Origin of the sequence: Paenibacillus anaericanus (genome assembly GCF_003994475.1) — a bacterium.
Lineage (GTDB): Bacteria > Bacillota > Bacilli > Paenibacillales > Paenibacillaceae > Fontibacillus > Fontibacillus anaericanus.
Genome location: NZ_RZNY01000005.1, coordinates 207,316 through 230,234, shown reverse-complemented (window position 1 = coordinate 230,234; position 22,919 = coordinate 207,316). Strand labels below are relative to the sequence as shown.

At 41.0% G+C, this 22,919-nt stretch carries 21 protein-coding genes; 13 read left to right on the top strand and 8 right to left on the bottom strand.

Translation table 11 applies throughout. From position 1 onward, the window contains the following. Window positions 1-53: 53 nt before the first annotated feature. The gene (gene deoD, locus EJP82_RS08735) at window positions 54-758 is read right to left on the bottom strand and encodes a purine-nucleoside phosphorylase (RefSeq protein ID WP_127191649.1); all 705 of its coding nucleotides are present in this window, start codon (window positions 756-758) and stop codon (window positions 54-56) included. Between the two features lie 185 nt (window positions 759-943). Next, window positions 944-1,660, bottom strand: coding sequence for a Crp/Fnr family transcriptional regulator (locus tag EJP82_RS08730; protein WP_127191648.1), 717 nt, complete (start codon window positions 1,658-1,660; stop codon window positions 944-946). A gap of 58 nt (window positions 1,661-1,718) precedes the next feature. Between EJP82_RS08730 and deoB the strand changes: the two genes are divergently transcribed. The 6 genes from deoB to EJP82_RS08700 all read left to right on the top strand — a co-directional run bounded on the left by deoB (window position 1,719) and on the right by EJP82_RS08700 (window position 9,013). After that, window positions 1,719-2,906 (top strand): phosphopentomutase, encoded by a 1,188-nt coding sequence (gene deoB / locus EJP82_RS08725; protein ID WP_127191647.1) that lies wholly within the window; start codon window positions 1,719-1,721, stop codon window positions 2,904-2,906. A gap of 28 nt (window positions 2,907-2,934) precedes the next feature. Further along, complete coding sequence (locus EJP82_RS08720) at window positions 2,935-3,969, top strand: BMP family lipoprotein (protein WP_211350064.1); 1,035 nt, start codon at window positions 2,935-2,937, stop codon at window positions 3,967-3,969. A gap of 66 nt (window positions 3,970-4,035) precedes the next feature. Then, window positions 4,036-5,580: an ABC transporter ATP-binding protein gene (locus EJP82_RS08715; protein ID WP_127191646.1), complete on the top strand. Its 1,545-nt coding sequence runs from the start codon at window positions 4,036-4,038 to the stop codon at window positions 5,578-5,580. Beyond that, window positions 5,567-6,634: an ABC transporter permease gene (locus tag EJP82_RS08710; RefSeq protein ID WP_127191645.1), complete on the top strand. Its 1,068-nt coding sequence runs from the start codon at window positions 5,567-5,569 to the stop codon at window positions 6,632-6,634. The genes EJP82_RS08715 and EJP82_RS08710 overlap by 14 nt, the downstream gene beginning before the upstream one ends. A 4-nt stretch (window positions 6,635-6,638) precedes the next feature. Beyond that, entirely contained in the window at window positions 6,639-7,592 is a 954-nt protein-coding gene (locus EJP82_RS08705) for an ABC transporter permease (protein ID WP_127191644.1), read from the top strand. 134 nt (window positions 7,593-7,726) lie between these two features. After that, window positions 7,727-9,013, top strand: a complete 1,287-nt coding sequence (locus tag EJP82_RS08700; protein WP_127191643.1) for an NCS2 family permease — start codon at window positions 7,727-7,729, stop codon at window positions 9,011-9,013. Between the two features lie 333 nt (window positions 9,014-9,346). Here the strand turns inward: EJP82_RS08700 and EJP82_RS08695 are convergent, their stop codons facing one another. From EJP82_RS08695 to EJP82_RS08685, 3 genes are all read right to left on the bottom strand, one after another. Next, window positions 9,347-10,402: an NAD(P)/FAD-dependent oxidoreductase gene (locus tag EJP82_RS08695; RefSeq protein ID WP_127191642.1), complete on the bottom strand. Its 1,056-nt coding sequence runs from the start codon at window positions 10,400-10,402 to the stop codon at window positions 9,347-9,349. Window positions 10,403-10,603: 201 nt separating this feature from the next. Further along, window positions 10,604-12,364, bottom strand: coding sequence for a dihydroxyacetone kinase subunit DhaK (dhaK, locus tag EJP82_RS08690; RefSeq protein WP_127191641.1), 1,761 nt, complete (start codon window positions 12,362-12,364; stop codon window positions 10,604-10,606). Window position 12,365: 1 nt separating this feature from the next. After that, complete coding sequence (locus EJP82_RS08685; protein ID WP_127191640.1) at window positions 12,366-13,502, bottom strand: glycerol dehydrogenase; 1,137 nt, start codon at window positions 13,500-13,502, stop codon at window positions 12,366-12,368. Between the two features lie 247 nt (window positions 13,503-13,749). Between EJP82_RS08685 and EJP82_RS08680 the strand changes: the two genes are divergently transcribed. Both EJP82_RS08680 and EJP82_RS08675 read left to right on the top strand, forming a co-directional pair. Continuing rightward, a complete protein-coding gene (locus EJP82_RS08680) occupies window positions 13,750-14,796 on the top strand; it encodes a PocR ligand-binding domain-containing protein (RefSeq protein WP_127191639.1) in 1,047 nt (348 codons plus the stop codon). 95 nt (window positions 14,797-14,891) lie between these two features. Beyond that, window positions 14,892-15,623 (top strand): class I SAM-dependent methyltransferase, encoded by a 732-nt coding sequence (locus EJP82_RS08675; RefSeq protein ID WP_127191638.1) that lies wholly within the window; start codon window positions 14,892-14,894, stop codon window positions 15,621-15,623. Window positions 15,624-15,716: 93 nt separating this feature from the next. Here the strand turns inward: EJP82_RS08675 and EJP82_RS08670 are convergent, their stop codons facing one another. After that, entirely contained in the window at window positions 15,717-16,061 is a 345-nt protein-coding gene (locus EJP82_RS08670) for a zinc ribbon domain-containing protein YjdM (protein ID WP_127191637.1), read from the bottom strand. Between the two features lie 293 nt (window positions 16,062-16,354). Between EJP82_RS08670 and EJP82_RS08665 the strand changes: the two genes are divergently transcribed. Next, the gene (locus tag EJP82_RS08665) at window positions 16,355-17,461 is read left to right on the top strand and encodes a PdaC/SigV domain-containing protein (protein ID WP_127191636.1); all 1,107 of its coding nucleotides are present in this window, start codon (window positions 16,355-16,357) and stop codon (window positions 17,459-17,461) included. A 79-nt stretch (window positions 17,462-17,540) separates the two neighbouring features. Here EJP82_RS08665 and EJP82_RS08660 read toward each other — a convergent pair whose 3' ends face one another. Beyond that, complete coding sequence (locus tag EJP82_RS08660) at window positions 17,541-18,518, bottom strand: ring-cleaving dioxygenase (RefSeq protein ID WP_127191635.1); 978 nt, start codon at window positions 18,516-18,518, stop codon at window positions 17,541-17,543. Window positions 18,519-18,752: 234 nt separating this feature from the next. Continuing rightward, complete coding sequence (locus EJP82_RS08655) at window positions 18,753-19,643, bottom strand: LysR family transcriptional regulator (RefSeq protein ID WP_127191634.1); 891 nt, start codon at window positions 19,641-19,643, stop codon at window positions 18,753-18,755. Between the two features lie 106 nt (window positions 19,644-19,749). On the opposite strand from EJP82_RS08655, the gene EJP82_RS08650 reads away from it, so the two are divergent. The 4 genes from EJP82_RS08650 (at window position 19,750) to EJP82_RS08635 (ending at window position 22,759) form a co-directional block, all read left to right on the top strand. Further along, window positions 19,750-20,940, top strand: coding sequence for a coenzyme F420-0:L-glutamate ligase (locus EJP82_RS08650; protein ID WP_127191633.1), 1,191 nt, complete (start codon window positions 19,750-19,752; stop codon window positions 20,938-20,940). Between the two features lie 234 nt (window positions 20,941-21,174). Further along, window positions 21,175-21,813, top strand: a complete 639-nt coding sequence (locus EJP82_RS08645; RefSeq protein ID WP_127191632.1) for a nitroreductase family protein — start codon at window positions 21,175-21,177, stop codon at window positions 21,811-21,813. A gap of 164 nt (window positions 21,814-21,977) precedes the next feature. Beyond that, window positions 21,978-22,406 carry a MarR family winged helix-turn-helix transcriptional regulator gene (locus EJP82_RS08640; RefSeq protein ID WP_127191631.1) on the top strand — a complete coding sequence of 143 codons (429 nt, stop codon included), beginning with the start codon at window positions 21,978-21,980 and terminating at the stop codon, window positions 22,404-22,406. Window positions 22,407-22,462: 56 nt separating this feature from the next. Beyond that, the gene (locus tag EJP82_RS08635) at window positions 22,463-22,759 is read left to right on the top strand and encodes a putative quinol monooxygenase (protein WP_127191630.1); all 297 of its coding nucleotides are present in this window, start codon (window positions 22,463-22,465) and stop codon (window positions 22,757-22,759) included. Window positions 22,760-22,919 lie beyond the last annotated feature (160 nt).

Here is a 22,919-nt window from a genome sequence, read left to right as displayed (position 1 = left end):
TGTCCCATCTTACAACCACTATCATTATCCATTTTTTTGGTTCCTATCAATACCTACGCCGTCACCGTTTCCAATGCAACCTCGATCATGTCATTAAACGTGGTTTGTCTTTCGAGCGCCGTGGTTTGCTCACCTGTAATGAGATGATCACTAACTGTTAATAGAGACAACCCTCTTACCCCAAATTTTGCAGCAAGGTAATAAAGTCCTGCCGTTTCCATCTCTACGGCTAATACACCATGTTTGCCAAGCTTAGTAACTATGGAATTATCTTCTGTGTAGAACACATCAGAGGATAACACATTTCCTACGTGAAGATTTAGGCCCTTAGCGGTTCCAACTTCGTATGATCTCTTAATTAGTTCGAAGTTTCCAATCTGAGGGAAGTCGTAGCCTGGAAAGTTGTTACGAATCATAGCCGAATCCGTCGCCGCAGCTTGCCCAATAATAACATCCCGAATTTTCACATCAGATTGGATGGCACCACAAGTTCCGATACGAACCAAATTTTTAACTCCATAATTGTTAATTAATTCGTGGATATAGATCGATGCTGAAGGCATGCCCATTCCTGTGCCTTGTATCGATACGCGGTTCCCTTTATAAGTTCCTGTATAACCGAGCATACCGCGAACATTATTGTAACAGACAGCGCCTTCCAAAAAAGTTTCTGCAATATACTTTGCACGTAATGGATCGCCCGGTAATAAAACAGATTCTGCAATTTCCCCAGCTTTAGCTTCAATATGAGTACTCATTTTAATTGCCTCCAATAGATATATTTTGTCCCCCAAGAAAACGTTTACAACAAAATCATACCACAATGTTATGGCACGTTCTGTTAATGGGTTAACCCCACTTTTGTGAACTGGTTAACAAAATAATCGTTAAGGCGTTAACTGAAATATAGCGCTTACATTGTTATATTAAATGCACGACATGTCTACTGGTTATTCCACTTTCGAAGTTCTTGAATCTCTTCGGTTTTATTACAAATCGATTCAAGTTTGCTCTTATTTAAGATATAAAAATATTTATCCTGAATGTCGAGGATTCCCTCAGCTTGAAAATCACTTAGGGTTTTGGATATGGATTCTCTAGTAACTCCGAGCATATTAGCCAGCAAAGATTGACCAATCCTTAGATCTATTTTGTAAACGTTATCATTCTGGTTCCCAAAGTTATAATACAGATCCATGATTAAATTCGCTGTCTTCGTTCGAACATCATAAAACGATAAATAGCGAATTAAACGATTGAGTACGCGAATTCGTTCAATCAGGATGGTATAAGCTTTTCGTAGAACAGAGGGATATTCCTCAACGATTTGAAGAAAATCTTGCTTGCTGAGTTGCCAAGCTGAAACATTCTCCAAAGCTTCGACAGAAGAAATCCGATGAATGTCATTGGATAATGCTTCAGCTTCACCAAAAATGTCACCTGCCGTAGCAATACTAAGCACAATTTCTCTATCTTCGCTTAAGCGATACACTTTCACCATCCCTGAGCGAATTAAGAAAACCTCTTCACTAAGATCATTTTCAAACATGAGGACGTGATTCTTTTTAAAATGACGTTCCTTTAATAAGGGTGTGATACGTAACAAGGCATCCTCAGGAAGATCCGAGAAGATCGTGATGTCAGAGAGGTTAGTAATCATTCGAGTCGATCCTTTCTTTCAAGTAATAGGAACATTCCGGACTGGAGGCAACAACGATATGGATTTCGAACGTATTAGTGTCATTGTACTCGATAGTGTTGGCATTGGCGAGTTACCTGATGCATCCAACTTTGGCGATGTAGGAAGCCATACACTAGGCCACATATGTCAGCAGGTACCTGGGATCAAATTACCTAATCTTACTGCGCTTGGCTTAGGCAACATTGCACCACTCTCAGCTATTCCTGAATCGGATAAGCCTCAAGCCTTCTATGGCAAAATGAATGAAGTTTCGGTTGGTAAAGACACAATGACCGGACATTGGGAATTGATGGGTCTCAAAGTGGATGTTCCTTTTCAGGTTTATCCCCATGGATTTCCAACAGAGCTTATGGCGAAGTTTGAAGAGTTGACGGGTAGAAAAGTGATTGGAAACAAGCCCTCCTCCGGGACAGTTATCCTAGACGAGTACGGTGAAGAGCAAATGCGCACCGGAGCATGGATTGTTTATACTTCTGCCGACAGTGTCCTTCAAATCGCAGCACATGAAGATATCATTCCTCTTGAGGAGTTGTATCGCGCTTGTGAAATCGCTCGGGAACTAACCTTGAACGATCCATATATGGTTGGGCGTGTTATCGCAAGACCCTATGTAGGACAACCGGGAGCCTTTACACGCACACCCAATCGGCATGATTATGCCCTTGAACCCTTTGGGGATACCGTACTCAATCACCTGGACGATCAAGGTTATGATGTTATCTCTGTAGGTAAGATCAATGATATTTTTACAGGGAAAGGCATTCAATTATCCCATCCCACCAAGAGTAATTTAGACGGCATTTTGACTACCATCGAATTGTTGAAGCGTTCATTTAATGGGTTGCTCTTTACAAATTTAGTTGACTTTGACTCTTTATATGGACATCGCCGTGATCCTCAGGGGTATGCTGCTTGTCTTGAAGAGTTTGATCAATATTTACCTGAAATTCTACAGCAAATCGGAGAAAGAGACTTGTTGATCATTACAGCCGATCATGGGAATGACCCGACCGCACCAGGTACAGATCATACCCGCGAATATGTGCCGATCTTGATCTACAATCCTTCGCTCGCAAGGAACACCGCGTCCATCGGGGTAAGAAACACTTTTGGCGATCTAGCTGCTACGATTGCAGACAATTTTGATGTCGCCAAGACAGAAACTGGGCAAAGCTTTTTAAATCTTTTGAAAGTAAATGCATAGCCAACACAAAACCAGGGGGAATTAAGAGATGAAGAAATTAATGAAAACATTTATACCCATGTTATTGATCCTTTCATTAGCCCTTACCGCATGTGGGAATAAAACCACGACAAATAAGGGAACTGCTGATGGTGGTGCAACCGAGGGTAAACAAAAACTAAAAATCGGTATGGTAACTGACTTAGGAAGTATCAACGATAAATCGTTTAACCAAAGTGCTTGGGAAGCCTTACAGAAATTAAACACCGATTTCGGTTACGATGTGAAGTATTTAGAGCCAAAATCCGATGGTGAGGTTATGCCAAACCTACTGACATTTGTAAAGGGTAACTATGACTTGACTTGGGCAACAGCTGCTACCTTAGCGGATGCAGTCACACAGCTAGCGAATGAAAATCCAAATGCCAAATTTGGTATTGTGGACTCCGATATTGTTGTACCAAACGTAGCAGCCATATCCTTTAAAGAGCAAGAAGGATCATTCCTGGTTGGTGTCATTGCAGGGTTAACGACAAAAACGAATAAAATAGGCTTTATTGGTGGGATGGAGATCCCAGTTATTAAACGCTTTGAAGCTGGATTTAGAGAAGGAATTAAAGCGGTAAATCCAGAGGCAAAATTAATTGTGAACTATGCCGGCGTATTTAACCGTGTAGATGTGGGGAAATCAGCCGCTGCTACGATTTATAACGAAGGTGCTGATATTATCTTCCACGCGGCAGGATTGACAGGTAATGGTGCATTTAATGAAGCTAAAGAACGCAAAGCAAACGGTGAAAATGTATGGGTCATTGGAGTAGATAAAGATCAGTCCTTAACCTTCGGTGACGATATCACTTTGACTTCCATGATTAAAAAAGTTGATGAAGCGGTTTATCAAGTATCCAAGGACTTAGCTGACGGTAAGTTCCCAGGGGGAAAAGTTACTACAATGGGTCTCAAAGAGAATGGTGTTGATATTGCCCCAACCTCTGCTAAGAATGTAGCACCTGAGGTGCTTGAAAAAGTAGAAGAATATCGCCAAAAAATCATTAGTGGTGAGATTGTCATACCAGCAGAATAAAGTTGATTTCGTCCCTTGTGAACCTAAAAATCACAAGGGACGAATAAATTATTGGAGGGAATTCTTGTGAATAAAGCTGATATCGCGTTGGAGCTTAAAGGAATTACCAAAAGATTCCCCGGCATTGTAGCTAACGATTCTATTAGTTTTCAGTTAAAGCGTGGAGAAATTCATGCTTTACTAGGTGAAAATGGAGCTGGTAAGTCCACCCTAATGAATATCGTTTTTGGACTATATCAACCTGAAGAAGGTGAGATCCATGTTAATGGTGAGAAGGCGCTGATTGATAGTCCTAATAAAGCTATTGAACTTGGAATTGGTATGGTGCATCAGCATTTTAAATTAGTAGAGCCTTTTACAGTAACGGAAAATATCATTCTTGGCACAGAGCCAAAGAGAGGTATGCAAACGGATATAAAAGGGGCAAGTAAAAAGGTAAAGCAACTTTCGGAGCAATATGGATTTGATATTGACCCGATGGCAACGATCGATTCCATTAGCGTTGGGATGCAGCAACGGGTTGAAATTATAAAAACCCTTTATCGCGGCGCTGATATTCTGATTTTTGATGAACCTACTGCGGTTTTAACACCTCAAGAGATTATTGAATTACTAGAAATTATGAAAAGGCTTGTTGCCGAAGGAAAATCGATTATTCTAATTACGCATAAATTGAAAGAAATTATGGAGATCGCTGATACCTGTACCATTATTCGTCGTGGCAAGGTTATTGAAAGCGTTACCGTTGCAGATACAAATCCACAGGAATTAGCAGAGAAGATGGTTGGGAAGGCCGTCAACTTTAAGACGGAGAAACAGCCAGCTAAGCCTAAAGAAGTCTTCTTAGAAGCAAAAGATATAGTAGTGGTTGATCGAAATGGTAAAAATGTGCTGAATCATCTCTCGTTTTCTTTACATGCGGGTGAGATTGTAGGGATTGCCGGTGTGGATGGAAATGGGCAAACCGAGTTAATTGAAGCCATAACAGGGATGCAATCAGTGAAATCCGGTGACATTCTGTTACAAGGGAAAAGTATAGTAAATCATACCCCACGTAGCATTTCTGAATCGGGAATCTCACACATTCCGCAAGATCGACATAAACATGGACTGGTTCTGGACTTTTCTGTCAGTGAAAATACAATATTGCAAACCTATTATCATCCTGAGATTACAAATAAGCGCGGCTTCATCGACGTAAAGGCAAGGAACGAGATGGCAACACGCTTAGTGAAAGAGTTTGATATACGGACGCCTGGGATTGATACGAGAGTTGGATCGATGTCCGGAGGCAACCAACAAAAAATCATTATCGCTCGCGAAATTGATAAGGACCCTCAGGTCATGATAGCGGCTCAACCTACGCGTGGACTAGATGTAGGCGCCATCGAATTTGTTCATAAGCAACTTATTGCTCAGCGCGATCAAGGCAAAGCGGTGTTGCTCGTTTCTTTTGAGTTGGAAGAGATTCTTAATGTCGCAGATCGTATCCTTGTTCTATTTGACGGTCAAATTGTCGGCGATACTACTCCAGATACAACAAATGAGCAAGAATTAGGTCTGATGATGGCGGGTAAATACGAAAGAGGTGGCACGAATGAAGCTAAATGAAATCTTTAAACGCCAGTCCCTATTCGTTCCTATTATCGCTATTGTCCTTGGATTAGTACTTGGGGCACTTGTTATGTTAGCTGGAGGATATGATCCGATCTTAGCCTATCAATCAATGCTCACCAAAATTTTCGGTAGCACCTTTGATATTGGAGAAGCCATTCGGACCATTGTACCGCTCGTAATGTGCGGATTGGCCGTGGCTATTTCTTTTCGCGCTGGGATGTTTAATATCGGAGTAGATGGACAGATTATCATGGGTTCACTTGGCGCTCTGATCGTAGGTACGCAATTCAATCTGCCACCTTTCCTGCATGGGTTGGTAGCTATCCTAGTTGGTGCTCTATTTGGAGGACTATGGGGTGCGCTTGTAGGATACTTAAAGGCAACAAAAGGAATTAGTGAGGTCGTTACCTCTATTATGCTTAACTTTATTGCGTTATATTTCAGCCAATTCATGATTAATCTCTTTATGTTGCAAAAAGGTACTCAAAGATCCGAAATGATCCATGATTCTGCAAGTATACAAGTTAGCTGGTTATCTAATTTAGCAGGTGGTGCACGTATTCACTGGGGTTTCTTCATCGTTATCTTAGCCGTTATTTTCTATCAAGTTTATTTAAACAAAACGAAATGGGGATATGAGCTACGTACCGTAGGTCTTAATCCACATGCCGCAAAATATGCGGGAATGAGTGTGTCCCGTGTTCTGGTACGAACGATGTTCATATCTGGTGTATTTGGTGGTTTAGTGGGAGCCTTCGATGTACTAGGCGTATTTAAATACGTGGCCATCAGCTCAACGACATCGGGCCTTGGTTTCGACGGAATCGCAGTTGCCCTACTAGGTGGAAATACGGCAATAGGTGTGTTGTTGTCAGGCATCCTAATTGGGGCACTCACTTATGGATCTCAGGGAATGAGCTTTGGTGCGGGTGTGCCAGGTGAAATTATTCGAATGGTCATTGGGTTTATTATCTTCTTTGTTGCTGCACCCGGGATTGTGAAGCTACTCTTCCGTCCATTCCAAAAGAAAACTAAGAAGAAGGTGTAACTTTATGGACATTATTGCTAATCTTCTAAATGGCACGCTAGTTTTCTCTACGGCCTTAATTTTCGCTGCACTTGGTGGACTCATTTCCGAACGTTCTGGTGTCATTAATATTGGTATAGAAGGATTCATGGTATCAGGAGCCTTCTTCTCAGCGGTTACGGCTTATTATGCAGAAGCGGCAGGTTTTGGTGCATTCTCCCCATGGCTCGGGTTAATTGGTGCTTTTATATTTACAGTTATCTTCTCAAGTATTCATGCCGTTGCCTCCATTAAGTATGGCGCGAACCAGGTTGTAAGTGGAACGGTTATTAATATTCTTGCCTCTGGTTCGACATTCTTCCTGGTAAAAATGATTTTTGCAGGCTCGGCAGAAACCCCTATATTAGCAAATGTATTTCACAAAGTGAGGATTCCATATTTAACCGACATTCCGTTTATAGGGAAAGTATTCTTTAATGCCTACCCAACGACTTATGTTGCCCTTGCGTTAGTTATAGTCCTTCACTTTATCTTGTTCAAGACACCTAGCGGACTGAGACTTCGTTCCGTGGGTGAGCATCCAAACGCAGCAGCGACGGTTGGTGTAAAAGTAAATCGCATGCGTTATATGGCAGTTATTTTGAGCGGTTCCCTAGCGTCACTTGGCGGAGCAACAATTGTTCTTACTTCGAACAGCAACTTTGCTTATAATACCATTTCGGGACAAGGGTTTATTGCGCTCGCTGCCGTAATCATCGGGAGATGGAACCCCATTGGTGCTATGTTAGCCGCTTTATTGTTTGGTTTAGCACAAGCTGTGAAGGACCAATTCCAGATTTTTGATTTCGCCGCAAATATTCCAACCGAATTTTTCTATATGCTTCCATATCTTCTAACCCTTCTTGTATTGATTGGGGCAGTCGGGAAGTCTCGGGCTCCTAAAGCATTAGGTGAACCTTATGAGGTTGGGAAAAGATAAGCAAGACGGAATGTATATATTACAAGGGGAAGCTGGAAGTCATCTAGACCTCCAGTTTTTTTCTGGAAGAAATGGTATTCTCCTTGTAAAGGAAAATTAGCCGTTTCAACATGGGTAAGGGGCGGAGTTCCAATATGAATAAAAGAATAGATAACTTGTTTCAAATTCAAGCCAACAATACGACAATACGCACGGAAATTATTGCAGGACTAACTTCCTTTATGGCCGCAGTCTATATTATCGCAGTGAATGGTGCTATTTTGAGTACCGTCGGTATGCCCTATGAAGCTGCGACCATTGCCACAGCAATCACTGCCATTGTCGGTTGCTTGTTCATGGCGTTTTGGGCCAAATCGCCCTTGATCCTCATTCCAGGTCTGGGAGATACCTCATTTTTTGTCTTTACGCTCGTATTCTCCTTAGGACTTACGTGGCAGCAAGCACTTACTGCCGTCTTTATAGCTGGTATTGTATTTACCCTGACTTCGATTAGTAAGTGGGCGGACTTTCTATCCCGATCCATTCCGAAATCTATGATTAGTGCAATGACTGCGGGGATCGGACTTTTTATCGCTTTTCTAGGTTTGAAAAATGGAGGACTTATTGTAGCAAACGAAAGTACATTTGTAGCACTGGCTAATTTTAGTGATCCAAATGCCTTAACTACCCTTCTTACCTTACTGATCACGCTGCCGCTCTTCTTACGCAATGTGAAAGGGAACTTTTTGATTGGGATTGTCGCAGGTACGATTATTGGCGCCTTACTGGGCATCGTTGATTTTTCCGTATTGCGTGATTTTAGTTTCTCTTTTAGCGGGTATCAAGAGGTGTTCTTCGCCTTTGATTTTAGTGCCATAAACACGGTTAATTTCTGGACCGCGGTTTTCTCCTTATCCATGATTATTATATTTCAGAATATGGGTACCCAGTTGGGAATGTTGCCGGATAAATCAAAGTTCCGGAAATCCTTTCAGGCAAATGCGTTTTCCGTGGTAAGTGCATCCCTTTTGGGTTGTAGCCCTTCTACGACAGCAGCAGAGTCCGCGACAAGTATTGCTGCTGGTGGCAGAACGGGGTTAACCTCCCTCACAACGGGACTTCTATTTATTCCAGCCATGTTTCTGATTCCACTTTTCAAAGTGATTCCTAACAGCGCTATTGCTCCTGTGCTCATTATTGTTGGTTGCCTCATGGTACAAAGCATCAAAGATATAGATCTGAGTGACTTTACGCAGGCTTTCCCCGCCTACTTAATGATGGCCATCATGCCTTTATCCTTTAGTGTTGCGAATGGACTTGCACTCGGCTTCATTGCCTATCCAATTGTTAAATTGGCCACCGGACGAAGAAAAGAAATCTCGGCCACGATGTACGTGATCGCCTTCTTCTTCTTGCTTTACTTTGTTCTAGGAGCGATATAAACGGTAAGGAACGGGATATTGTTTGAATCAGCGGGAAGATTGGCGTGGAAATAATAACCTCAAATTAATGCAAAAGGCCAGGGGAGTAGGGACAGATTTCTTATCCCCACTCCCCTGGCTTTTATAAGTTGAATGGCGGAGAGAGAAATGATTCTGAAGAAGCTAAAAGCTTTCCTTGGGAAAGCTACCTCGGAAGCATAAGCTAAGTTCGCCTTTGTCCCCAAATTTCAACCATAATAACAATTCAATCAGGAAATTTGGGGACAACAGTGATCGTAAGAACATTTCGCTCTCGGAGCCACACTCACAATGATTAGTTCAACTTGTATAGCTTTATTCACTCATCATTTGCTTCACTAATTCCTTATTACGCTGCTTGAACAGTTCATGATGTGAAGAGACCATGCCAAATTTATCAGCATCAGGCTGGATAAATAGTTTTGCCTGGTTTACGGCATTAGCCGCATCTTGGAAAGCACCTGCGATTAAGTATAGTTTCCCCTCATGCTTGAGAATATCTCCCGCCGCATAAATTCCTTCTATTGAAGATTCACTATTTACACTACCTGCAATATAGTAATTATCTGCTATAGCGATATTCACTTCACTATTCTCAAGTAATGTCTTATCACGCTCATACCCATGATTTACGATCACTTCATCTATTTCTAAAAACGTAATCTCTCCCGTTTCATGATTCGTCAGTTCAACTCGCTCAATGAATTCATGCGTATCACCAGCAATGAGTTTAGTAATTGAAGAATTAAAGAAGCAGTCAGCAGAACTGTTCATCAATTGCGTTACTTGGGATTCATGACCGGATAAGGTATCTTTTCTATAGGTTAAATACACCTTTTTGGCGATAGGCTCTAACTCATTGGCCCAGTCTATAGCAGAATTTCCTCCACCTGAAATGATCACCGTCTTGTCCTTGAAACGATTGAATGACTTCACGGTGTAATTTAAATTAGACACTTCGAACCTCTCTGCCCCCTCGATCTCGAGCTTTTGAGGATTCAATATCCCACCACCAACAGCCACAATGACTGTTTTGGAATAATGCTGTTGCCCTGAGGAACCTAGTAAAACAAAGATCCCATCTTCATTACGTGTGATCGACTCCACTTGTTCATTCAATACGACTTCTGGATTAAATGTTAATCCCTGCTCTACAAGTTGATCAATTAACTTTGTTCCCGTAATCGGTATCTGTCCTCCAACATCCCAGATCATCTTCTCAGGATAGACATGAATTTTCCCACCCAGGTGGGGCTGATACTCAATAAGTTTTGTCTTCATTTCTCTTAACCCACTATAAAAAGTGGAGTAAAGCCCCGCTGGACCTCCTCCAATCACGGTTACATCAAACAATTCATCATCCTGTAACATTCCCGATCACTCCTCAGTAATCATATGTAATTGATTATCATTCTCAATTGGATATACACTCATTGTTCCTTTTTTACAACATAAAATAGCATTTAACATCTGAAAAACCTTCCGCTCACGCGAAACGGTCTATTATATGTTTTTGTCTCAAAAATTAAAGGGTACCCTTTGGGTACCCTTCGTTCGTTCAGTATGGACTCTTTATTTTAAAGTCTTAGAAAGCTCTGTGAAAATAACGCCAATGGCATGGGCTCCAGCATCAGGGTACCCAATACTCCGCTCACCCACTGTGCCCGCTCTTCCCATTCGAGCAACAATCTTCTCCGTTTGTTTCGATCCTTCTACAGCGGCATTCGCTGCCTTTGCGGATGCAGACTTAATCTCTTCGCCTTGCCCCGCACTATTCTCCCATGACTCAGCATAAGGAGCAAGCGCATCAATTAATGTTTTGTCGCCAACAACCGCCCCTCTGCCAAATGCTCTCTCTCCTGTATCTTGAATGCCTTTAACCACAGCAGACATCATTTTGGCAAAATCATCAGCGGACAGCTCTTTTTTGTTGCCCACATTCTTGCTGGCAGCTCGGAACGCCGATCCCCAAATAGGACCCGAAGCCCCGCCGCAATACTCCATAATAACCAGGGAGCAAGCGTCTAAGAAACTTCCGATATCCGCTGTATGGTTCGTTGTGATCTCATGCCACTCTTCTTTTAACTGGCGGAATCCCTTCGCAATACTCATTCCAAAGTCCCCATCACCCGCTTGCGAATCCAGCTCACAGAATGGAACTTCATTCTCGATGACGATTTCACACATCTTATCCACTAGATAGATCAAATTGTTTAACGAATACTTATTGTTTTCAATTTTGGCATAAGCTTCATTCGTCTCACATTTGTACGATACCGACTTCTTCTCTTCTGGTTCTAATACGACCTCAGTATAGTTCACTAGCTCGAAAGGCTCATGTATATATAATGCTGGTGTATCACACTCTTCAGCTAATAACTTCTTCAACTGATCATCCAGTTTCATAATAGAAACGGATGCTCCGGCCATATCTATACTCGTCATGAAATTCCCGACTAGTACTTTATAAACCGTTATCTTCCGGGAAGCTAACTCGCGCATAACGGAGTTGTTCAAAAGGTATAGTTCTTGGAGTGGTGTTGCCCCAAATCCATTGACCAATACCGCAACTTCCTGCCCCGAGTCAGAATCAATCTTCAAGTTCTCCAGTAAAGCGGTCACCATTCTGTTCGCCAATTCATCGGCTGAAACCATCGGTTCTTTGCGAATTCCCGGTTCGCCATGGATACCAACCCCAAACTCCATTTCGTTATCCTCAAGTTTAAATGTTGGTGTTCCCTTGGCAGGAACAGTACAAGAGGTAAACGCGAATCCAATCGTTCTAATATTGTCGATGGCGTTCTGAGCCGCTGCCTTTACTTCACTTAAAGACAACCCTTGCTCGGCTGCTGCGCCTGCGATCTTATGAACCAGCACCGTTCCAGCAACGCCTCTTTTACCCACCGTATAAAGACTATCCTCTACAGCAATATCATCGTCCACTTTTACAAAGTCGACCTCTATCCCATCTTCGCTTGCAAGGTAAGCCGCGCTCTTGAAATTCATCATGTCGCCGCTGTAATTTTTGATAATTAGTAACGTCCCTTTATTCCCTGCTGAGGAGCGGATCGCTTGATATACTTGGATTTGGGAAGGGGAGGCAAACACATCTCCACATACAGCTACATCTAACATCCCTTTTCCGATAAATCCGGCATGAGCAGGTTCATGTCCACTTCCCCCACCACTGATCAGAGTTACTTTTTCTTTGTTTATGTCCTTCTTCTTAATGACCTTATATTTGCTAATAAACTCTAGTTTTGGATGTGCCATGATCAAGCCATTACACATCTCTCTTACTAACGTTTCTGGTTTGTTTATGATCTTTTTCATTTTATTCATCCTTATTCATTTTGTATTTGTTACCAATTTGGTCAGCTACCATAATCGCTGCTGCCACAGCTTCCGCCGTAATGGGGAATGGCATCGAATGAATAGACTCCTCTGGAATACAGGCTTTTTGAGCTACAGTTAGCACTTCTTCATACGAAACGCTATCTACTCCAATGTCCGCAAGGCAAACGGGAAGGCCAACCGCTACACAAAACGCAAGTACTTCATTCAATTCATCTGGATCTGCATTCTCAAGTACTAATTGAGCAATGGTGCTGAAGGCTACTTTCTCCCCATGATAATAGTGATGAGTTCCCGCAAGGGACGTAAGGCCATTATGAATGGCATGAGCAGCAGCTAATCCACCGCTTTCAAAACCCAGTCCCGATAAAAGGATATTAGCTTCTATAATGTTCTCAAGCGCGGGAGTTACTGTGTTGCAATCAGAGGATATTTTGGCATTCACACCATCTCTTAATAAGGTCTCGTAACAAAACTTAGCTAGTACGAGTGCTGTATTCGTTCCTTTAGCATCACCGCAGACTCCTTCACGAACACCACATGGCAACCCTGCATTCACATTGGAGTAGGATCTTGAGGTTGCTCTAGCTTCGAAATAAGTCGAGAGTGCATCCCCCATTCCCGATACAAGAAATCTTGTAGGGGCATTGGCAATCACTGTTGTATCGATCATCACCACACTAGGACTTTGTTTGAAGTAGGCGTAGTCATCAAATTCCCCTTCGGGTGTATACAGCACGGCGGAATGGCTGGTTGGTGCATCAGTAGCTGCTATGGTTGGCACTATAATTAAAGCTTCACCTTCTGCTACACATTTTGCAGTATCAATGGCTTTGCCTCCACCTAGTCCAATCGTACATGAACAGGAATGTTGCCCCGCCAGCTCTTGCAATCTCTTGACCTCTTCGCGTGAACATTCCCCTTGGAATCCACTTTCGATCAATGTGATATTAAATTTATTTTTAGTCCATTCTAGCTTGTCCTTAATTCGCTTAACATCTTCAGGATGAGCAATGAGTAGAGCTGAATCTCCGAATGTTTTCACAAAATAGCCTAAATTGAACAGTTCATCTTCTCCTTGAACATATTTCGTTGGGCTAATAAAAGCTTTTCTCATGATAAATTCCTCCCTTACTTACTATGATTTTCATTATAGGCTGAGCATGGGAAATAAGCATGGAACGTTGAGAGCCTATTTAAACGCTTTCATATTGTGTTTATTTGTCATTTAATCACTAAATAGTAGAATCTTGTTCTTCTGATAGGTTAGAATAGTACCATCAAGCTGTGATACTTCAGCAACTAATTAATATTGTATCCCCACTTTATATTCTCATTCCTGTAAGTAAAAGGGGCGTATATTTATGAGCAATCCATTGTTTAATTTGGAGAAAATTCTCGACATAGAGAAGTGGCATAAGCTTCAGGATTCGCTTGCACTCGTAACCAAAATGGCGATTATTACAGTCGACTACAAAGGTGTTCCTGTAACCAAACATAGTTACTGTCAACCTTTTTGCCAGGGTGTAAGGAAGGACGCTGTCCTATCTCCGTATTGTCAGAAATGTGATGCGAGAGGTGGGCTTGAAGCCGTACGGCTGAATAAGCCTTATATCTACATGTGCCACTTTAATATTATAGATATTGCTATTCCTATCATTATTGATAATCAATATATCGGAGCCATCATGGCTGGCCAAATTAAGCTTCGCGATGCAGACCCTCAGCTAGAGCAAATTGTGTCTCGACCACCAAACGTAGAAACGAATAACAAGTTTAAAGCATTAGAAGAAGATTATCTTGCTTTGCCAACCTTGTCGTACGAGGAAGTTTCAACCACTGCTGAGATGTTATTTCATCTATGCAACTACACCGTAGAAGAGGCCATCAATAAAAATACGACAATAGAAATGTATAAGCGGGCTTTGGCTAGAGAGATAGATCAACCTTCTTCCGTGGATTCCCTTAGCGCATCTGATCGTACTTATCGGAATATTCAAGCGATTCAAAGCGAGCTTTCAAGTACTCTTATTGAGAATAAGATTAAAGTGTCCAAGGAGATTCGTTCCTCCAATCCATTGCTGCAACCAGCGTTTGATTATATCTATCATCATAAAAGTGAAAATGTTACCTTAAACGAAATGGCTAAAGTATGTCATATTAGTCCGAGTTATTTCAGCCGATTATTCACTAAAGAAACCGGAGAGAATTTCTCCGTCTTTGCCCCGCGCTTGAAAATTGAATGGGCGAAGCAGCTTCTAGTAACAACAGATCAATCGATCAATCAAATTAGTGATGAATTAGGATTCTGTGATGCGGGGTATTTCATCAAAACCTTTAAAAAGTTCGAAAACCTAACCCCTGCAGTGTACCGAAATTGGTATCAGAAACATGATGCAGAACAAGATTAGTAATACAGATCAGATTTCTTTAGAATATGAAGTGTAAAGTACTAATAAGTACATCGATTCTCAACTGACTTAAGACTATAGGAGATGTAACCCTGATGAAGCAAAACAAATATGATGATGAAAATTTCTTCTCTGCGTATAAGCAAATGCCTCGTTCAATCCAAGGACTTGAAGGTGCCGGAGAATGGCATGTATTAAAGGCATTAATGCCCGATTTGCGTGATAAAAGTGTGCTGGATCTAGGCTGCGGCTTCGGTTGGCATTGTCGATATGCACGCGAGCAACAAGCGAGTTCCGTGGTTGGCGTTGATATCTCTGAAAAAATGCTACAACAGGCCGCTGAACTAACCGATGATGCCGCGATCTCATATCTACAAATGCCAATTGAAGACATCGAATTTCCTAATGCGCAATTTGATGTGGTGATCAGCTCATTGGCTTTTCATTATATTGAGTCATTCGAAGCGATCTGCAAAAAGATCCATGACGTTCTTAAGCCAGGCGGCAGTTTCATTTTCTCCGTTGAACATCCAATTTTTACTACCCGCAATGAACAAGACTGGTATTACGATGAGCATGGAAACCGTCTGCATTGGCCTGTAGATCATTATTCGTCTGAGGGAAAACGTGAAACAACCTTCTTAACAGACAATGTGATCAAATATCATCGTACGATCTCCACTTATATGAATAACTTAATTCAAGCTGGGTTTGCCATAAAAGCCGTTAAAGAACCTCTGCCTTCCGAAGAGATGATGAGTAATCCCATAATGCAAGATGAGACTAGACGACCGATGTTTATCATTATTTCAGCAGAAAAGATCTGACATACTTCTTCAATACAAAAGGCAGCCCTACACATGATTTTCATGTTCAGGACTGCCTTTATTTTGTTATAGGAGAGAGAATCTCCCCCGCACTTATATCTTTTTAACAAATTCAGACTTTAATTTCATAGCTCCAAATCCGTCAATTTTACAATCAATATCGTGGTCTCCATCAACCAAACGAATGTTTTTCACTTTAGTTCCTATTTTTAAAACGGATGAGCTTCCTTTGACTTTGAGGTCTTTGATGACTGTTACAGAATCACCATCGTTTAAGACGTTCCCATTGGCATCTTTGACTACTTTATTATCTTCACTATTGTTGTTGGCATCTGATTCGGGATTCCACTCATGGGCACATTCTGGGCATACCAACAGGCTCCCATCTTCGTAAGTGTATTCTGAATTACATTTCGGGCAATTTGGTAAAGTAGACATAATTTCATGTCCTCCATTCATTATTATACATTTATTCTGACATAGTCCTCTCCTGTTGACAAACCTTCTCCCCAAAAGATCTTTTGCCACATATTGCACAGAGGCTATTCAGTGTCTACCAAACAGGGTAATAAAGAAACAGGAAGGTTAAAGAATTTATACTTTTTCCACGTTTATACAACAATGATGTAACCACGCTTGTAAACAAATCTATTTTTTACCTGTTTATAATAATAGTAGTAAATAAGCTCAGTAATACATCATATGGGCCAACATAAAAGGAGCGATCGAGGATGAATAAAGGTATGAAATGGAGCGCAGCCGTACTAGCTGCTGGAGTATTGATTGGAGGTTCAGGTCTAACGAGTGAGGTTACTACATACGCCGCGTCCACCAACAAACCCGTTGTGAAACAAAGTGTGCAGCAGCAGGCTGTTGGGCTGAAATATAAAGGAACAACGCTAACACAGCAGGGACAACTTCTAAATGGAAATACGATGATCCCCATCACTGTTCTGCGGGATTCATTAGGCTTCTCGCTAAATTATGATTCAAGCACCAAAACTTATAGCTTAGGTACAGGCTCCATGAAGCTTAATCTAGAAGTTGCCGATTATGGAATCAGCACTTACTTGAACGGATACTATATTTACAGCCAGACCAACGAATATGAGGCAAAAAATATAAATGGACATTTGTATGTTCCATTCAAGTTATTGAATGATTATTTAGGTTATCAAGGGGTGTATAACCCTGCCGTGAAATCGCTGGATCTGAGCAAGCGGGTGATGAATAACATCAATATCTCGGCTGAAACCTTGAACAAGAGCAATAAGAACGCCAACATTGAGATTCAGTATCCAAAGGTTAGTGGTCTGCCAGATGAAGCACAGCAAGCGATGAATGCTGTGTTCAAGCAGAAAGCGGAGGATTTTGCTGCCGCAAGTGAAGAACAAGCCAGCAATAGAGACGGTTCAATCGAGCGTAAGTATGATTTCTCCCAAGACTTTATTGTGACCTTTAACCGGGAGGGCGTGCTTAGTGTCGTCATTGACCAATCTAGCTATACAGGCGGAGCTCATGGTAGTACCCTTCGTGAAGGACTTACTTTCTCATTGAAGGACGGCAAGCAATTAGAACTTGCCCAAGTGTTAAAAGAAGCTCCTAACTACAAGAAAACACTCGACAACATGCTGAAGAAACAAGCCAAAAAGGACTCCTTTGACGATGTCTCGGCTGGACTAAATGATAAGCCAAACTTCTATGTCAAAGAAGGGGGCATTGCCATCTTCTATCAACAGTATGAAATTGCGCCTTATGCCGCCGGAATCCCTACGTATACATTTAATTTTGGTGAGTTACTGCCGAAAGGCGTAAGTCCTTTTGCATCGATCAAGTAAGCTTGGAGTAACTTGAAATACAGGAAAGAGCGCTTAGAGCCGATAACGGCCTATGCGCTCTTTTTTTGTGATGCTACCCTTATTCTTTAATGAACTCTCTTGTACTACGCACAGTATCGATTGGGCGAACTATTCCTTCGATATATTCACGTTTCGCTTCTAAGAATGGAGGTAGAGATAATTTCTCTCCCAGTGTCTCATAAGGCTCATCTCCCATAAATCCTGGTCCATCCGTAGCAAACTCGAATAGGATTTGAGGAGCAACTCTAGCGTACAAAGACTCGAAGAAGTGGCGATTAACATAACCTGAAGTAGAGAACCCGAATTGATCTAGGCGCTCCGTCCACTCATCTAGTACCGTACGATCCTCAACGCGGAAGGCCGTATGGTGAACAGTACCATATCCCTGTTGTGCTCTTGGCAGGGTGGTATTATGCTCAACTACAACTTGCGCACCATTCCCGCCTTCTCCAACTTCAAATAAGTGCTTAGGCCCTTCCTGGGCGATTTCTTTGAACAATAGAACCTTCTCCATCACTTCTCTGAAATGATCAAAATTAGATACTCGAATAAAGATGGGCCCTAATCCTGTAATGGCATATTCTAATGGAATCGGTCCATTCTGCCATGGTGTTCCTGATGTTACTCCTTGATTATGTTCATCAGATATCAATTGATATTGCTGGTTATCGAAATCAATAAAAGCAAGCACCTTTTTGCCGAATAATTCTTGAATGCCTTGATGTTTCACATCCAAACGATCGAAACGATTCACCCAGTAGTCTAATGCTGCATCAGTTGGTACCCGGAAAGACGTTTTGTAAATCTCATCTGTGCCATGTGTACCTTTGCGAATACCTGGAAAATCGAAGAATGTCATATCAGTTCCTGCGCTCCCCTTATCATCTGCAAAGAACAAGTGATACGTCTGAATATCGTCTTGATTTACCGTCTTCTTAACTAGGCGCATACCTAGAACATACGTGAAAAATTCATAGTTTTTCTCCGCGCTACTTGTAATAGCTGTTACGTGATGTATTCCTTTTAATCCGTTCATTGTAATTCCTCCGTCTCTATTTGGGCTTTCTATGAGCTTAATATAAGCGTCTAAAGATTTAATCATGCAGGGCGACAATTAACTTTAAATTAAGTATCTTTATATTAAGATATATTACAGCAACGATTTCGCTTTGTCAATCTAAGGACATGAAACCCAGTCCACTACACGATATTCGTGTTATGAACTGGGTTTCTTCTTGCGCTCATTTCACTCTCGATAAATAACAGCATGTTAAATCAGTTTGTTCTCTATGATCTCAACAAATTTTGTTGAGGCTAGTGACAAGGGTACGCTTTTCAGAAAGCATACTCCTATACTTCTTCGGGGTATTTCTTCATTTAATTGTACTTCATATAACATTCCTTTATTTAAATATTCTTGGGAAAATTCTTTAGTCACACAGGCTATCCCTAAATTTATTTTGGCAAACTCCAACAATAGATCATGAGAACCTAATTCAAATTCTGGTGAAATCTTGATCCCTTTGGACATCATATAATCCTCTACATACCTTCTGGAATTGGACTTCTTTTCAAGAAATATTAAAGGCAGTTGTACTACTTGATCAAGGCTTACGGGTCCAGATACGATATCCTTGTACTTCTCACCACACACAAAAATATCATGGATATCAATACACGGTCGCAGTTCTAATGTAGAATCAGCAATCGGGAAATTACAAATCGCAATATCAACCTCTCCTGATTTCAATATAGAACAAAGCTCTAATGTTGTACCATTAATAATCTTAAACTTAATATTGGGATATTTATTATGAAAGGCTTCTAAATACGGAAGCAAGAAATATCTAGAAATCGTATCCCCTACCCCTATTTTTAGCTCCCCTACGGTTAAATTCTTAAATTCTAATATCTTCTCTTCTCCAACATCAATTAAATTAATTGCTGAATTTACATATTCAAATAGGAGTTTGCCTTCATTCGTTAAAGAGACCCCTTTAGGTGTTCTATTAAAAAGACGTATATCCAACTCTCGCTCTAACTGCATAATCGCCTGGCTAACTGCGGGTTGTGTCATATAAAGATCTCTTGCTGCCTTGGAGAAGCTTTCACTCTTCCCCACCTTACAAAATACTTTATATAAATCTAACTTACTTATCATATAATCACCCCTTATACCTACCATTCGATATATTAATTTTACTTATAACACTAGGTCGATGTATATTACAAGTAGCTACGTAATTTGCTAACAAGGAGCGATTATATTGGAAAGAGTAGTTGGAACAGTTGTTAGAGGTCTTCGTTGCCCCATCATCAATCAAGGTGACAATATAGAGGAAATCGTTGTAGATAGCGTACTAAAAGCTTCAGAAGTTGAGGCCTTTAAAATTAATGATAAAGATATCGTAACTGTAACAGAATCAATTGTGGCTCGTGCTCAAGGTAATTACGCTACAATCGATCATATTGCTAAAGATGTAAGTTCGAAGTTTGGAGAAGATACGGTTGGCGTTATTTTCCCAATCTTAAGTCGTAATCGGTTTGCGATTTGTCTCCGTGGTATTGCAAAAGGCGCTAAGAAAATTGTATTAATGCTTAGCTATCCATCGGATGAAGTGGGTAACCACTTAGTAGATCTAGACACGCTGGATGAAAAGGGTATTAATCCTTGGACCGATGTTCTAACTGAACAACAATTCCGTGAGCATTTTGGATACAACAAACATACGTTTACTGGTGTTGATTATATTGATTACTATAAATCATTAGTTGAAGAATACGGCGTAGAATGTGAAGTCATCTTCTCCAATAACCCAAAAACCATTTTGGACTACACCAAAAATGTTCTAACTTGTGATATCCATACAAGATTCAGAACTAAGAGAATTTTAAAAGCAAATGGTGGAGAGAAAATCTATAGTCTCGATGACATATTATCAGAATCAATAGAAGGCAGTGGATGTAATGAAGCTTATGGTCTGCTAGGTTCCAATAAATCAACAGAAAATAGCGTTAAACTTTTCCCACGCAATTGCCAACCTATTGTTGATAACATACAGCAAATGCTCAAAGAAAAGACAGGCAAAGATGTTGAAGTTATGATCTATGGAGATGGCGCATTCAAAGATCCTGTCGGAAAAATTTGGGAACTGGCTGATCCAGTTGTATCACCAGCTTTCACTGCAGGACTTGATGGTACACCTAATGAAGTGAAACTCAAATACCTTGCGGATAATAACTTTGCTGACTTAAGAGGCGAAGAACTTAAACAAGCTATATCCCAATACATCAACAATAAAAATGAGGATCTTACTGGAGCGATGGAAGCTCAAGGTACTACACCACGAAGACTTACGGATCTCATTGGTTCACTATCGGACTTAACTTCGGGTAGCGGAGATAAAGGTACACCTATTATCTTCATCCAAGGTTATTTTGATAACTATACAAAATAAATTATGAATAATAGCGGTGGCCATTTAGTGTAAATGTGCCATCGCTATTTTATTTTTAATTCCATATATCTTATATTCGCTATGCATAGTTGAAGGTTTGGTCCAAGGTAAATATTTCTGGATATTGCATTAACGAGTATAATGTATTATATTAATTGAGCCATCAATTATTGAGGAGTCAATTATATCACATCCAACTAGAGATGACACTAATAGAAGAAGGAAGGAATAACCATGAATAACTTTCAAAAAACAAATGATTTCAACGAAATCGTATATGGACGTCGGTCCATTAAGACTTATGATCCTAGTGTAAAAATTAGCCGTGAGGAAATGACGCAAATTTTAGAAGAGGCTATGCGTGCACCGTCTTCAGTTAACATGCAGCCTTGGCGCTTTGTCGTTATTGATAGTGAAGAAGGAAAAGAAACACTAGCCCCTCTTTCTAAATTCAACAAGGACAAAGTCATGAGTTCATCGGCGGTCATTGCGGTGTTTGCGGATATGAAAAACTTCGATTATGCTGAAGAAATTTACGGTAAATCGGTTGAGCTTGGATATATGCCTAGCGAAGTGAAAGAATATCAAATGACGGCACTAAAGCCTCACTTTGAAGCAATTTCTGAAAGAGATATGAGAGAGACTATTATACTGGATGCAGGTCTTGTATCCATGCAGCTCATGCTCGTTGCACGTGCACACGGTTATGATACAAATGCCGTTGGTGGCTATGAGAAGGCCCAAATTGCGGAAGCTTACGGACTTGATAAAGATCGTTATCTCCCAGTTATGCTGATTACGATCGGTAAAGCGGCTAGTGAAGGATTCCAATCCTACCGTCTGCCTGTTGAAACAGTAACGACTTGGAAATAATACAATAATCTTAGACCTCTGGACACTGAGATCTAAGCTTAAGGGATTATCCATCGCATTGCTACTCTCATCATTTCGTACTATCATTTAATGAATAGAATTAATGGTTGAGTATTCAAATCATACGATTGTATATATCCACTAAAGCACCTCGGAGGTCAATAATGAAATGTTCTTTTTCGGAGCAAGAAAAGATTTTATATTTACTTAAGGGACTTAGCAACCAAATAAGCCCTAAGTTTGAACGTTGTACGGGGATTAGCTCATCACGCTATGAACTATTGCACCACCTTTACGAAGTCGATGAAGTGAATCAGTCCACCCTGCAAAAAGTCGTGAATATCGATAGCGCAGCGATTACTCGTCATTTAAAGCAGCTCGAGGCCGACGGAATGGTGGTAAGAAACAAGATTCCCTCCGATAACCGAGTCACACTCGTGCGCTTAACGGAGGAAGGCCGCAAACGGATTATAGCTACCAAGATAGAACAAGCTACCTTTGTGAATCAAATGCTCCAGGATTTCAGTAAAGAAGAAATTGATGTTCTTGCGAATATGATCCAACGGATGCAGAACAATATCAGTGAATTTTAGGATATAAACATAACCGTTAAGTTATGACGGTAAATAAATCCAAGGGATGATGATCAATGATTATTATACATGCACACCTCCAAGTGAAACCGGAGCAAGAACAAGCGTTTTTGGATGAAATGAAGACGCTACTCCCTCTATCCAGAGCAGAAGAAGGTAACATCAGCTATGATCTTATGAAGAGTACGGAGCAAGAGCATCATTACACAATGGTCGAACTGTGGAAAGATGTAGCGGCGACTACTTCACATAATACTAGTGCCCACTTTACATCCTTCGTTCAGAAAGCTCCGACTTTCATGGCTGCACCTATGGATCTTAAAGTATTCAGCGGTGAGCCTGTAAATAAATAAAGGCTCAACACCAAAATCAGTGCTTGAAAAAATGTATACGTAGATCAATTACCGCTACGCGGACGGATTATCCTTACGATCGCTGTTGCCTCCAAATTTGTTTGATTATATCGCTATAGCGGTAAAAATTCGGAGGCAAAGCATATGCTTCCGAAGTAGC